We start from the raw sequence: 13,910 nt of genomic DNA on the forward strand, positions 1-13,910 counted from the left end.
TGCAAAATTACAGTTTGGGTCCGGCACTCACCAGTGCAGCGCCTGCGGCTGTATCCGTATACTTCTCAAAGTTACTGGTGAAGAGCTTCGCCAGCTGCGTTGCTTTTTCCTGCCACTGTTCCGGTGTCGCGTAGGTGTTTCGCGGATTGAGGATCCGTGTGTCTACGCCCGGTAACTCGGTCGGGATCGCCAGATTAAACATCGGCAGGGTGAAGGTTTCGGCCTCATCCAGCGCACCGTCCAGAATGGCGTCAATAATCGCTCGCGTATCTTTGATGGAGATGCGTTTTCCGGTGCCATTCCAACCCGTGTTCACCAGATAAGCCTGTGCGCCCACAGCCTGCATCCGTTTCACCAGCACTTCTGCGTATTGCGTGGGGTGTAGTGAAAGGAATGCTGCGCCAAAGCAGGCTGAGAAGGTCGGAGTCGGTTCCGTTACACCCCGCTCGGTCCCTGCCAGTTTTGCTGTAAAGCCAGACAGGAAGTGGTACTGCGTCTGGTTCGCCGTCAGACGGGAAACCGGAGGCAGTACGCCAAACGCATCCGCCGTCAGGAAAATCACTTTGGTGGCATGACCCGCTTTTGACACCGGTTTGACGATATTGTCGATGTGATAGATCGGGTAAGACACGCGGGTGTTTTCTGTTTTTGAGGCATCATCGTAATCAATGCTGCCATCGGCACGTACGGTGACGTTTTCCAGCAGCGCATCACGACGAATGGCGTGGAAGATATCCGGCTCAGCTTCCTCAGAAAGCCTGATGGTTTTCGCGTAGCACCCCCCTTCGAAGTTAAACACGCCGTCATCATCCCAGCCGTGTTCATCATCGCCAATCAGGCGACGTTTCGGATCTGTAGAGAGGGTGGTTTTCCCGGTTCCGGAGAGACCAAAGAAGACCGCCACGTCGCCTTTCTCACCAACGTTGGCAGAGCAGTGCATAGAGGCGATGCCCTTAAGCGGAAGCAGGTAGTTCATCATTGAGAACATCCCTTTCTTCATTTCGCCACCGTACCAGGTGCCGCCAATAAGCTGGATGCGCTCGGTGAGGTTAAACGCCACAAAGTTCTCGGAGTTCATTCCCTGTTCTTTCCATAACGGGTTGGTGCACTTAGCCCCGTTCATGACGATAAAGTCAGGATCAAAGTCGGCGAGTTCTTCGTTGGTGGGGCGGATAAACATGTTCTTCACGAAGTGTGCCTGCCAGGCCACTTCGGTGACGAACCGAACGGAAAGACGGGTATCCGGGTTTGCGCCGCAGAAGGCATCAATAATAAAGAGACGTTTACCGGAAAGTTGTTGTGTCACCAGACCTTTAAGATATTGCCAGGTTTCAGGTGAGAGCGGCTTGTTGTCGTTCTTACCTTTGCCTTTATCAGACCACCACACGCTGTCGCGGGTAGTATCATCACGGACAATATACTTATCTTTCGGCGAGCGGCCTGTAAAAATGCCGGTGTCGACGGCGACAGCACCAGAATTCGTTAACACTCCTCGCTCATATCCTTCCAGGTCTGGACGGAGCTCTTCCTGATACAACGTATCGTAGTCGGGGTTGTAAACGATATCCTGAACATCGTTGATACCATAAGCTTTGAGATCCTGCGGGGTTAAATCTTTAACGCGCATGTCACTTCTCCTTAGCCAATATGTACTGCCTGAAATTGTAGGGTTGTTATCCCGTCCCTGACCGCGACACGGCTCATAGATTTACGTATCTCGACAAACCCTTATCGACGGAAAACACTGTGACATCCGTCATGAAGCGAGACAGATTTTGGCAATCATAGCCATTATGATCGAGAAAATGTTCTTAAAGCGACATAAAGCGATATTTTTAACGGTGGGATTGTGACTGTAATCGCTTTCATGAAAGTAAGTTACGTAAGGCTTACAGAAAGAATTTTAGCGGAAACGTGACGTGCCAGACAAAAGCGCCACCGCAAGGGGTGGCGCTTAAAACAGAATAATGATGAAAGGTTAATGCACTTGCGGATCGGCAGGGGAAGCGTTGTTACGAATCTCTGCAATATCCATAGAATTAAAGAGATAGTGGTTGCCGCAGTAATCGCAGTTCATGTCGATTTCACCTTCTTCGGCGATGATACTGTCGACTTCGTCATCCGGCAGCGTCTTCAGTGCATCAGCGCAACGCTCGCGGGAGCAGGTACATTTGAACTCAACGTCCTGTGGATCGTACAGGCGCACCTCTTCTTCATGGTACAGACGATGCAGCACGTCTTCGGCAGCAAGCGTCAGGAGTTCGTCTGCTTTAATGGTTTCAGTCAGAATGCTCAGATGCTCAAAATCAGCGGCCTGAGTTTCCTGAGCTGGCAGAACCTGGAGCAACATGCCGCCCGCTGCCGGGGTGCCAGCCACTTCGCCAGTGCGAATGAACAGGCGCGTGGGTAACTGCTCTGAACGCAGGAAGTAATCTTCCAGGCAGGCGGCCAGCGTATCGCCTTCCAGTCCGACAACACCCTGATAGCGCTCGCCTTCTTCAGGGGAGATAGTAATGACCAGATAGCCATTGCCCACCAGAGTCTTCAGGTCTGCACCTTCAGGAATGTCGCCCTGCACGCGCGCCACACCACGCATCTGCTGACGGTTGTTGCCGTTGATTACTGCCAGACTCAGCGGGCCATCGCCCTGCAACTGAACGGTAATATCGCCCGCGAATTTCAGTGTTGCTGTCAACAGGCTGGTGGCAACCAGTAACTCCCCCAGGATGGTTTTCACCGGCAGAGGGTAGTTGTGGTTTTCCAGCATCTGCTTCCAGGTTTCCGACACGGTTACCAGTTCGCCGCGCACGGCGTAATTTTCAAACAGATAGCGGTGTAATTGGTCATGTTGAGCCATAATTTTCTCTCTTGCAGGTGCGCGCTACTGGCTGTCACCGTGTTTAAATTTCATCAGGTCGCGGCGTTCTTTTTTATCCGGACGGCGGTCAGGATGGGGCATCGTTAACGCATTCAGCTTGCGCGCCTGCGCCATTTTTTCGCGCTTTTCAACGCTTTCAGCCGTCTCTTCATAAAGCAGCACAGCTTCGTCTGCCGGACGGCGCTGTTCGGTGATGCCTTTAATAATCACCGTGCGCTCGTCATTCCCCTGCCGCAGGGTTAGCGTCGCATTCAGCTCGATAACTTTACTCGGCTTGCTGCGCTGACCGTTGTAATGCACTTTGCCGCCTTCAATCATTTCGCGGGCCAGGGCGCGCGTTTTATAAAAGCGCGCTGCCCACAGCCACTTATCCAGACGGACGTCCTGCGCGGGCTGCTGTTTCATCACCTCTCCTTCACGCTGAGTGCGGGGATCAGGTGGCGGTAGTCGTTCATGCCCGGGTGACGCAGATAGGTTTTATCCGCAAGACCCGAGTCCGGGTTGGTAACACCGAGGCAATAACGAATACCGAATTTTGCGGCGGCATCCAGAATCGGCTCGCTGTCATCAATAAACAGCGTGCGTTCAGGGTTCAGGCCCGTCTCTTGCTCAACGGCTTGCCATAAACGCTGATCCTCTTTCGGATAACCAAATGTGTGGGTAGAAAGTAATAAATCAAGGTGTGCTGCAAGCCCGGTGTGTTCAAGCTTCACCGCCAGGTTATGTGGATGCGCATTGGTCAACAGAATGCGTCTTTTCCCACACTTTTGCAGCGCATCCAGAAAGGGCACGGTATCTTCACGTAACACTGCGCGTGGTCCTTGCTGGGTCGTCATCGCACAGATATCCAGCCCTAAGCGTTCGCTCCAGAAATCCAGACAGTACCAGTTTAGCGTATGCTGAACGGCATGGTACTCCTGGCGGATAATCACCTGCGCCTCAGCGGGCGTGATTCCCTCTTTCGCGCCGAATGTTTCCGGGACCAGGGTTTGCCAGAAGTAGTTATCGAACGCAAGGTCGAGGAGTGTGCCGTCCATATCCAGCAGGACGGTATCCACGTCGCGCCAGTTGATATCAAAATGCATAGAAAACTCCAGCCAGAAATAAAAATGCGCGACAGGTTAACACACCTGGCACGCAATCGGTTTATCAGGTCAGGCTTTCAGGGGCAGGGATAAGTTTTGGATTCAGGCAGTTCTCATAGTACTGCTGAATGTCGGCCAGACGCGTGCGGTTGCGCTGATAGCGGCGCAGGGCCAGAACACCGTTATAAAGCGTGCAAACAATCATTGCCAGCAACAGGAAGGCCGTGCTGACATAACGCCAAAGCCCGGATGCATCCGGAATACGGTGCAGGCTGATATGGCGGGTACCGTTGGCGTCAGTAGAAATATTGGTAATGATGCCCTCGGCGCTGAATGGCGTCTGCATCAGCATCTCAGCGAGTCGCTGGAACTCATTCCACTGGTCAGAGGCCGGGTAGTCGTACAAAGCTACGGGCGGATAAGGCTGATCGACCAGTTCACTCCCTTCTTCACTGATAATCAAAAAGCCACCAGGTGCGGGGCTATTGAGTGACTGCGCGGCACGCGTTGTTTCACGCAGGATGAACGGTGCGGTTGAGGTAGTCACCAGATTATCCAGAGATTCAGCACTGACCGGGCGAAGCAGAACGTTGACTCCGGTGAGTTTACCCGCACTGGCACGTGTGGTGAGCGTGTCCCAGTCTTTGCTGTTACCCAGATTGACCAGCGCGTTTTTCAGGCGCAAGCAGTCGTCGTCGGCGGCACACAGATCTTGCGTTTTTAGCACAATCTCAGAGAAATCATCTAACAGCACCATCCCCGATTTTTGAATCGCAGAACGCAGGGCAGGGCTGACGCGGGAGTCATCTTCTGCTTTGGGATGCAACTGGCGGTTAACCTCTGCGGCCAGCGCAGTGGCTTTGGTGACGGTTTCCGATTCTGGCAATGGCAGCGGAGGTGCATTATTCCAGATAATCTGGGAACAATCGAAAGGGGTAAACGGTGAACTTTGACGGGCCGTCCAGTTGCTTGATGAGTGAATGCTGCACATGCCGGTGCTGTGAACGCGTAACGAATCGCCAACACGTAACCCGGTGGCGTCAAGATCACTGACTTTTGTGGCCTCGATGGTTTGCGCACCCTTAATCCATGACAGCGTAAACTTGATAGGCATATCCAGCGGTACCCAAATCAGCAACATGATTAATACTGCCAATGCCCCCAGTGAAATAACGGCGCTTCTGACCCAATGCTGTAACGGGAAGTGACTAACTTCATCATGAAGGGATAAGAAACGCCCCTGGCGCACCACATGGCGATCCAGATAGATATCAATGTCACTCTGCTGTCCGAGATCTTGCGCGATGTAGGGTTGCCAGTGGCGAGGGTAGATCAAATCAATAATGCCTAATGAGATGTTATTGATTTGCTCTTGATCGTTTTCACCAAACAGACCCCAACGTTTTGGCGTACCGCGCAGGCAGTGGATTTCCCGTAATGCCGTTTTGGCCGGGGGGGCAAATAATCCCCATAATCCGGCGGCAAGCAGCATGATCCCCCCGCCCGCAAGCCAGGGTACAAAGACCTCTGGTGCCACCAGACAGAAGAAAAACAGCAAGAATGAAGTCGCAATGAGCAGAGCTTCACGCATCCCATCCGGGCGACTTAACGCATACTCTTCGGGGGTTTCATGGCGAATGTTGAGCAGCTCAATTTGCTCCGTCTCTTCGCCGCGAATCGCCGAGTGCGAGGCTGAAACATTTTCTGGCATCAGCCCTTGTTCGTCGTAGCGCGATTCGCTCAGGGTATGACCGTTGAGTGAAATCACCAGCGGCAGGGTGTCTGTGCGAATCAGTTCAACGTTATTCTCATCGGTAATATGCTGCTCCCAGAAGGGGGGCAAATGGACTTCAACAGAGTCCAGGTAATAACGCCATTTATTCGGGGCATCGGTAGTGATGCCATAGCGCGTGATCGCCTGGGTAAGATGAATTACGGTATTACTTTGGGCATTGAGTGTAAGCGAGACCGGTGCAGTGGTCGCGCCCGTTGGGCCGGGTACCTGACGGGTACGGGAAAGTGCTTCCAGATAGCTTTCAACGGCGCTGCGCTCTTCTGGTTTTAGTTTGCGGGTTGTCGCACCTGCAAAAGTCTGGAGGTGTGGTAAACGATATCGCCTCTGCGATCTCATTCGATATACCCACCCGGCGGTGAGTGCGCAGGCCAGCATAGCAGCGAAAAAAATTAAAATGGTGCTCATGCTTTCCCCATCTTACTTTTAGTAGCAGGTGTAGTCAGTTGCACCTTTTCCCATCAATATTATCAGCGTAATCAAAAAGTTTGCAGGCAAAATCGTGTTTTTAATCTTTACATGCCTCACAGCCTTTCCAAGGGTAGCAAAGCCCTTATAGAGGGAATATCAGCAAATTCTTAGTTTTATTTCAACCTCTTGACTTTTAGGTTTATTTGGAAAATATCTAAAATGAGGTTACGAAAATGTAAATGCCAGGCAAATGACATTGCCCAAATGCGCCAGTGTGTCGCACAATAATGTCAGTATTCTCTGGAAAGACCGATAATAATGAGCGAATCATTGCAAAAACCCATCATTCTTAACGTTGAAACCGTTGCCTCTTCACGATTGTTTAACGTTGAAAGCGTGGATCTGGAATTCAGTAATGGTGTACGTCGCGTTTACGAGCGTATGCGGCCTTCTTCCCGTGAGGCGGTAATGATTGTCCCTATTGTAGACGATCACATTATCCTTATTCGCGAATATGCCGTCGGTACTGAATCCTATGAATTAGGGTTTTCGAAGGGATTAATTGATCCGGGAGAAAACATGTATGAGGCGGCGAACCGGGAATTAAAAGAAGAAGTGGGTTTTGGTGCCCGGGAACTGACATTCCTTAAAAAGCTCAGCATGGCGCCGTCTTATTTTTCCAGCAAAATGAATATCCTGCTGGCAGAGGATCTCTATCCTGAATCGCTTCCTGGTGATGAGCCAGAACCGTTGCCGCAAGTGCGATGGCCTTTGGCTCATTTGATGGATCTGCTTGAAGATCCAGACTTTAACGAAGCCCGCAACGTCAGTGCGCTATTCTTACTCAGAGAGTGGCTAAAAGGTCAGGGCAGGTTGTAAAAAAAGGCGCTTTCGCGCCTTTTTTGTTTTCGTCAGAACAGTTCGTGCGTTTCACCGTTATCGATGATCTCGGTGCCCACTTCATGCACCGCCTGCTGCGTCGGCTGTGTCCCTTCGATGAAGTACTCCTGTCGACTGCTTCCGCCACTGGCTAACTGCCCCGTCCCGCGATCGATATTGACTGTCACGACACCCGGTGGTGGGGTGAGCGGTTCTTCTGGCACCCCCTTGAGGACGGATTGCATATAAGCGTCCCACGCCGGTTGTGCGCTTTTTGCTCCACCTTCATATCCGGAGATCTGATCTTTGATCGCCCCTGATGCCGTCGTACGGCCGAGATCGCGACGATGATCGTCAAAGCCAATCCAGACCGAGGTGACAACGCCCGGGCCATATCCGGAGAACCAGGCATCTTTTGAACTGTTGGTGGTACCGGTTTTACCGCCAATATCATTACGCTTCAGGTCGCGACCCGCACGCCAGCCCGTACCTTGCCAGCCTGGTTCGCCAAACACGTTACTGTTGAGCGCGCTTTTGATTAAGAACGACAACGGCGTGCTGATGACATGCGGTGCGTATTCTTGCCCACCACTTTTCACGACAAGGTCCTGGTTCGCCTGCTCGAGTTGCGGCATCGGCACGGCGGCATTTGGCTGCTCCTGAGAGGTCGCCACGTTTTCCATGTCTTTATTTTCGAGCACATTAGATTTCGGCGTATCGCCATAAATCACCGGGATATCGCAGTCAGCGCAGGCAATTTTAGGTTTGGCTTCAAACAGTACGCCGCCCTGATCGTTCTCGATTTTGGTAATGAAATACGGGTCAACCAGGAAACCGCCGTTAGCCATAACGGCGTAACCACGTGCGACCTGCATCGGGGTAAAGGAAGCGGAACCCAATGCCAGTGATTCAGTGTGGACGATGTTCTGCGCCGGGAAGCCGAAACGCTGCAAATACTCAGCGGCATAATCGACACCCATCGCACGCATCGCACGCACCATCACCACGTTTTTGGACTGCCCGAGACCCTGGCGCAGACGAATTGGTCCAGCGTACTCATCCGGGGAGTTTTTCGGTTGCCAGTCAGAGCCTGCACCCGCATCCCAACGAGAAATCGGCACGTCATTGAGAATGCTCGCAAGCGTCAGGCCTTTATCCATCGCTGCGGTGTAGAGGAATGGCTTGATGTTGGAGCCCACCTGACGCAGCGCCTGGGTAGCACGGTTAAATTTGCTCTGGTTAAAATCAAAACCGCCGACAAGGGCTAGTACCGCGCCATCGCGAGGATTGATCGACACCAGCGCGGAGTTAACATCCGGCACCTGCGCCAGCCACCAGGTTTCATTCACCGGGCGAACCCAAATTTGCTGTCCGGTCTGTACGACATCGGTCACTTTACGCGGGGTTGCCCCTTGCTGCGTATCAGAACGATAAGGGCGTGCCCAACGTACACCGTCCATATGCAGTGACACGGAAGTACCGTCCGCCAGCATTGCCATTGCTTCCTGCTGGTTTGCGGCGGTCACAACCGCCGGTTCCAGCGGGCCATAGGACGGTAACGCTTTCAGGGAATCGGTGATTTTTTTCGTATCCCATGCGGCTTCGCCCGGTCTCCACAATACGTTTGATGGGCCACGGTAGCCGTGGCGCATATCGTAATCCATGACGTTATTACGCACGGCATCCTGAGCAGACTGCTGCACTTTGCGCGTCACGGTGGTGTAGACGCGGTAGCCATCTTCATAGGCTTTCTCACCGTAGCGCGTCATCATTTCCTGACGCACCATTTCAGAGAGATATGGCGCAGAGAAGGCGATTTCTGGCGCATGGTAATCAGCGTCAATGGTATCGGCCCGGGCCTGATCGTACTGAGTCTGGGTGATATACCCTTCGCTCAACATACGCGACAGCACCACGTTGCGGCGTGCTGTTGCACGATCCATTGAGTAGAGCGGGTTAAAGGTTGACGGTGCTTTTGGCAGGCCGGCAATGACGGCCATTTCACTTAGCGTCAACTGGTCCGCCGATTTACCGAAATAGACTTGCGCCGCTGCACCCACGCCATAGGCACGGTAGCCGAGGTAGATCTTGTTGAGATAAAGCTCGAGGATTTCGTCTTTTGTCAGCAACTGCTCAATACGTATTGCGAGGAACACTTCCTTTATTTTACGCATCAAGGTGCGTTCCGGACTCAGGAAGAAGTTACGCGCCAGTTGCTGCGTAATAGTACTTGCCCCCTGTGAAGCATGGCCTGAGAACAAGGCAACGCTTGCGGCGCGGAAAATCCCTACTGGATCGACGCCATGATGCTCATAAAAACGGCTGTCTTCCGTCGCAATGAAGGCTTTCACCATTTCAGGTGGAATTTGACTTAAGGTCAGCGGGATGCGTCGTTTTTCCCCGTATTGCGCAATCAATTCGCCATCGGCGCTGTAGATCTGCATCGGGATTTGCAGTCGCACGTCTTTGAGCGTGGCGACATCAGGTAGCTGCGGTTCAATGTATTTGTACAAACCATAAATCGAACCTGCTCCCAGCAGAATGCAAAAGACTGCAAGGATGAATAAATACTTTACGAACTTCACCGGAGGATTCCCATTTAGTTTCATTTGGGCAGTTTATAAACAACCGCGCGGTAGTATAAATGCAAGCCTGATGCATTGATAGAGCCGTCATCTTTCCCGGCGATAAGGAGATCGTGATTTATGGCATTTGGGCACTGGCAGATTGGACTGCATATTCAGCAAGATAGCGTGGTTGGCGTCGCATTGACGTCGGGTCGAGCGGGCTGGTCATTACGCCGTTGGTGGCAGATGGAACTCCCCACTGGAACAATGGAAAACGGGCAGTTGCGCGTGCCGCAACACCTGCTTACGACTTTAGCGCCCTGGCGTAAGACGTTACCGCAGCGTCACTGTATTCGACTGGCGTTTCCTGCCGCACGAACGTTGCAAAAGCGGGTGCCCCAACCGGCGATGAAACTGCGGGAAAACGAACTCGCCCATTGGCTTTCTCACTCTTTGGCTCGCGAACTGGAAATGACGGCGACCGACCTGCACTTTGATTATATCGAAGATACGCTTTCACCCACCTACAGCGTCACCGCAGCACAACATAAAGAAGTAGCCGAACTACTGACGCTGGCAAAGTCCTTACAACTGAATGTTTCGGCAGTGACGCCGGATGCCAGCGCATTACAACAGTTTATCCCTTTCCTGAATCCTCCTGGTCAATGCCTCATCTGGCAGGATGAGTCGCAGTGGCTCTGGGCAACGCGGGCTGCGTGGGGGCGACAGTCCTGCAAGGAGGTGAGTTCACCTCTGTTACTGGCTTCCCGGTTAGGTGTTTCTGAGCGTGAAATGGTGCTTTGTTCCGATGAGGAGCAGGGATTTGACCCCTGGCAAGCCGTAGCGCAGCGCCACCCTCCCTTACCTGCGCAAGGTGCGCGTTTTGCAGTGGCGATTGGGCTCGCGTTGGGACATCACTTGTGAGTGGGCGGGCGGTTAATCTTTTACCCTGGCGGGAGCGGCGACGTCAGCGTTGTCGCCATTTTTGGTTCAGCGGGATTGTGCTTGCTGGCGTGGTGATCACCGGTATGACCTTAGGATTGCAGGCCGTTGCCCGTTTTGACAGACAGATGGCCTCGCTTTGGCTGCAATCGGAAGCCGAAGTGCTTGCGAGTATTTCATCACGCGAGCCAGGCTTCAGAGCATTGCGTGAGCAGTGGATTCAGCAGCAGGCCAGGGCCCAGCGGCAACAGATTACGCGTGAATGGCAGGCGCGGCTACATTCACTTGCTGAACAGATGCCAGACGATGCCTGGCTGACAGGTCTCCACTTCCGGCAGGGGCGTCTTGAGCTTACTGGCCTCACCCACACTTTTGCGGCATTAAGCGAGCTTGAGCTGGCGCTAAAAGCGACTCATGGTTTTCGGCTGAAGCAAACAGGTTCGACCGAGCGTGATGCTCAGGGGCGCTGGCAGTTTCGTTACGAGCTTGAGAGGGAGGGCGGGGATGATACACGGTCTTGAATTCTGGTATGCCCTTTCCCCTCGTGTTCGTGGCCTGACGGGTATCATTGCCGTCGCGCTGATTCTGGGGTTCTGCTGGTGGGCTCTGGTTCTTCCGGGTAAAACGGAACAGTTAACGATTGAAGCAAAGTGGGCCGAGCGACGGCAGGAATGCCTGACACGCTGGCAAGAGTTGATGAATCTCAAGCCCCCAATCGAAGCGGAACAGATAAATAGTGGTGAAGGTGAGGCATTTTCTCCGCTCTTATTTCAGTCCTCAGGTCGACAGTTGATTCGTTGGCAACCTACTGCTTCTGGCGGCGAAATGGCACTGGCGGCGCAGTGGGCAGAGGTACCGCAAACATTTATTCATCTTGCTGAACGCAACATGCGCGCAGCGGCATTTTCTCTGGAGCAAAAAGAGAGCGGGTTGCACTTTACTTTACAGCTGGAGCGGGATCATGGCCGCTAAACGTGCACTCGCATTTTGCTTTTTGCTGCTGCCCCTTATTGTCGGGATGCGCGATCCCTTTCAGCCTGTTCCCGATCGCTGTGAGCTTACGCGCATGTCGCTCTGGCGTTACCACGGTATGGTTGCTGTGAACGATCGAATTGTGGGGATCGTGCGTGATCCCGTTGGAATATGGTGGCGTGTAAGTGAAGGCAAAATGCTGTCCGGTGGCTGGCGAGTGATTCGTCTTAATAAGGAAGAAGTGACCCTTGAAAACGGTGAGGGATGCTCGCCGGGAGACTGGCACTGGAAACGAGAAGGAACTCAGGATGATAAAAAGCAAAGTGGTCCTAATCTGTCTTTGCCTCGCAATAGCGAACGTGAACGCAAAGGAGAAACCATCCCCGCTGGTGACGTTGACCGTAGATGATGTGCCGGTCGTGCAAGTTCTGCAGTCACTCGCGGAACTGGAAAAACATAACCTGGTGATTTCGCCTGATGTGAGTGGCACCTTGTCGCTTCACCTGGTAGATGTTCCCTGGCAACAGACCCTGCAAACGGTGCTCTCCAGCACCGGTCTGACGATGCGGGCAGAAGGGAATATTTTGCATGTGCACTCCGCAACCTGGCAACAGCAGCAGCGGGATGCACGCGAAGCGGCTCTGGAAAAACAAAAACAAAACTTGCCTCTTGAGGATCGTAGCCTGACATTGCGCTACGCCGATGCTGATGAACTGGCTAAAACGGGAGCAAAACTGCTCGGGCCTAAGGGGAGTATCACCGTTGATAAACGCCTGAATCGCTTGCTGATACGTGACAATAGAGCTGCACTCATCGCATTGGAAAAATGGGTGGTGCAAATGGATCTTCCTGTTGAGCAGATAGAGCTGGCGGCGAATATTGTCACCATTAATGAAAAAAGCCTGCGCGAACTAGGGGTAAAATGGGGATTAGGCGATGCCACGAAACCCGCTAAACGGGGGCAAGTGTCGACACTTTCAGCCGATGTATCCGTGGAAAGCGCCAGTACGCGGGTGGGGTTTAACATTGGTACGATTAACGGTCGCTTGCTGGATCTTGAACTGTCTGCGCTTGAGCAAAAACAGCAACTGGAGATCATTGCCAGCCCGCGTCTGCTGACTTCCCATATGCAACCGGCCAGCATCAAGCAGGGGAGTGAAATTCCGTATCAGGTTTCTAGCGGGGAGAGTGGTGCAACCTCGGTGGAATTCAAAGAGGCGGTACTGGGTATGGAGGTGACTCCCACTGTTCTCCCGGAAGGACGTGTACGCCTGAAGCTGCGCATTACCCAGAATGTGCCCGGGCAAGTCCTTCAACAGGCCGACGGCGAAGTGCTGGCTATCGATAAGCAGGAAATCGAAACACAAGTGGAAATTAAAAGCGGAGAGACGCTGGCGCTGGGTGGCATTTTTTCGCAAAAAAACAAAACCGGAACCGACAGTGTGCCCGTTCTGGGGAGTATTCCCTGGGTCGGAAGGTTATTTCGTCATGATGGTAAAGATAATGAACGCCGGGAACTGGTGGTCTTTATTACACCACGCCTGGTCCCTGTTCGTTGATTGATACATATTACATGCCGCTTTTTCTGCTGAACTCGATACAGGTGTTTGACGTGAGAGATGATTTAGCTTACAAGGAGTACCGATTTGAGAGTCAGCGAATGCCAGCTACCCTAAATGGTGTCTACGGGTAGTTAGTGATTTATTCAGTTGCCAAAACGGTCATAGTACTGAGATAATTTTTGGTCTGACTCTCGAACTTACGTATATGAGGTTTCAGTTCATGTCCTGCTCCGCAAGGTGTCAACGAAGCAGGTTTATCATCAACGAATAGTCTTAGTAGTACCGAAAAAATGGCAGAGAAACGCAATATCTTTCTGGTTGGGCCTATGGGTGCCGGCAAAAGCACTATTGGGCGTCAGTTAGCTCAACAACTCAATATGGAATTTTACGATTCTGATCAAGAGATTGAGAAACGAACCGGAGCTGATGTGGGCTGGGTCTTCGATGTAGAAGGTGAAGAAGGTTTCCGCGATCGCGAAGAAAAGATCATCAATGAGCTGACGGAAAAGCAGGGAATTGTACTGGCTACCGGCGGCGGCTCTGTGAAATCTCGCGAAACCCGTAATCGTCTCTCCGCCCGAGGTGTCGTGGTTTATCTGGAAACCACCATCGAAAAACAATTAGCTCGTACACAACGTGACAAAAAACGTCCACTTCTGCAGGTGGAAACGCCGCCGCGTGAAGTGCTGGTGGCGCTGGCTGATGAACGCAATCCACTCTATGAAGAGATTGCCGACGTTACCATTCGTACTGACGATCAGAGCGCAAAAGTTGTCGCAAACCAGATAATTAATATGCTGGAAAGCAACTGATTCTGGCTCA

General features: G+C 52.5%; 13 protein-coding genes. 7 read left to right on the forward strand and 6 right to left on the reverse strand.

All coding sequences use genetic code 11. From position 1 onward, the window contains the following. Positions 1-7 precede the first annotated feature (7 nt). The 5 genes from pckA to AC5JPW_RS02320 all read right to left on the reverse strand — a co-directional run bounded on the left by pckA (position 8) and on the right by AC5JPW_RS02320 (position 6,163). Positions 8-1,627, reverse strand: a complete 1,620-nt coding sequence (gene pckA / locus AC5JPW_RS02300) for a phosphoenolpyruvate carboxykinase (ATP) (RefSeq protein ID WP_494238053.1) — start codon at positions 1,625-1,627, stop codon at positions 8-10. A gap of 351 nt (positions 1,628-1,978) precedes the next feature. Beyond that, positions 1,979-2,857 carry an Hsp33 family molecular chaperone HslO gene (gene hslO, locus AC5JPW_RS02305; RefSeq protein WP_494238054.1) on the reverse strand — a complete coding sequence of 293 codons (879 nt, stop codon included), beginning with the start codon at positions 2,855-2,857 and terminating at the stop codon, positions 1,979-1,981. A 24-nt stretch (positions 2,858-2,881) separates the two neighbouring features. Then, positions 2,882-3,283 carry a ribosome-associated heat shock protein Hsp15 gene (gene hslR / locus AC5JPW_RS02310; RefSeq protein ID WP_494238055.1) on the reverse strand — a complete coding sequence of 134 codons (402 nt, stop codon included), beginning with the start codon at positions 3,281-3,283 and terminating at the stop codon, positions 2,882-2,884. Continuing rightward, positions 3,283-3,963 (reverse strand): GMP/IMP nucleotidase, encoded by a 681-nt coding sequence (gene yrfG / locus AC5JPW_RS02315; RefSeq protein ID WP_494238056.1) that lies wholly within the window; start codon positions 3,961-3,963, stop codon positions 3,283-3,285. The genes hslR and yrfG overlap by 1 nt, the downstream gene beginning before the upstream one ends. A gap of 64 nt (positions 3,964-4,027) precedes the next feature. Beyond that, complete coding sequence (locus AC5JPW_RS02320; protein WP_494238057.1) at positions 4,028-6,163, reverse strand: intracellular growth attenuator family protein; 2,136 nt, start codon at positions 6,161-6,163, stop codon at positions 4,028-4,030. 321 nt (positions 6,164-6,484) lie between these two features. Between AC5JPW_RS02320 and nudE the strand changes: the two genes are divergently transcribed. Further along, positions 6,485-7,045, forward strand: a complete 561-nt coding sequence (nudE, locus tag AC5JPW_RS02325) for an ADP compounds hydrolase NudE (protein WP_494238058.1) — start codon at positions 6,485-6,487, stop codon at positions 7,043-7,045. Between the two features lie 32 nt (positions 7,046-7,077). Here nudE and mrcA read toward each other — a convergent pair whose 3' ends face one another. Next, a complete protein-coding gene (mrcA, locus tag AC5JPW_RS02330) occupies positions 7,078-9,630 on the reverse strand; it encodes a peptidoglycan glycosyltransferase/peptidoglycan DD-transpeptidase MrcA (RefSeq protein WP_494238059.1) in 2,553 nt (850 codons plus the stop codon). A gap of 120 nt (positions 9,631-9,750) precedes the next feature. Here mrcA and AC5JPW_RS02335 point away from each other — a divergent pair, with 120 nt between their 5' ends. The 6 genes from AC5JPW_RS02335 (at position 9,751) to aroK (ending at position 13,900) form a co-directional block, all read left to right on the forward strand. Continuing rightward, positions 9,751-10,536, forward strand: coding sequence for a DNA utilization protein HofM (locus AC5JPW_RS02335; protein ID WP_494238060.1), 786 nt, complete (start codon positions 9,751-9,753; stop codon positions 10,534-10,536). Then, a complete protein-coding gene (locus tag AC5JPW_RS02340; RefSeq protein WP_494238061.1) occupies positions 10,533-11,075 on the forward strand; it encodes a PilN domain-containing protein in 543 nt (180 codons plus the stop codon). Before AC5JPW_RS02335 ends, AC5JPW_RS02340 begins: the two co-directional genes overlap by 4 nt. Then, the gene (locus AC5JPW_RS02345) at positions 11,059-11,526 is read left to right on the forward strand and encodes a HofO family protein (RefSeq protein WP_494238062.1); all 468 of its coding nucleotides are present in this window, start codon (positions 11,059-11,061) and stop codon (positions 11,524-11,526) included. The genes AC5JPW_RS02340 and AC5JPW_RS02345 overlap by 17 nt, the downstream gene beginning before the upstream one ends. Continuing rightward, positions 11,516-11,935, forward strand: coding sequence for a HofP DNA utilization family protein (locus tag AC5JPW_RS02350; protein ID WP_494238063.1), 420 nt, complete (start codon positions 11,516-11,518; stop codon positions 11,933-11,935). Before AC5JPW_RS02345 ends, AC5JPW_RS02350 begins: the two co-directional genes overlap by 11 nt. Then, positions 11,835-13,085 (forward strand): DNA uptake porin HofQ, encoded by a 1,251-nt coding sequence (hofQ, locus tag AC5JPW_RS02355; protein WP_494238064.1) that lies wholly within the window; start codon positions 11,835-11,837, stop codon positions 13,083-13,085. Before AC5JPW_RS02350 ends, hofQ begins: the two co-directional genes overlap by 101 nt. Positions 13,086-13,378: 293 nt before the next feature. Continuing rightward, positions 13,379-13,900 carry a shikimate kinase AroK gene (aroK, locus tag AC5JPW_RS02360; protein ID WP_494238065.1) on the forward strand — a complete coding sequence of 174 codons (522 nt, stop codon included), beginning with the start codon at positions 13,379-13,381 and terminating at the stop codon, positions 13,898-13,900. Positions 13,901-13,910: the final 10 nt, after the last annotated feature.

The organism is Phytobacter sp. (assembly GCF_059074235.1).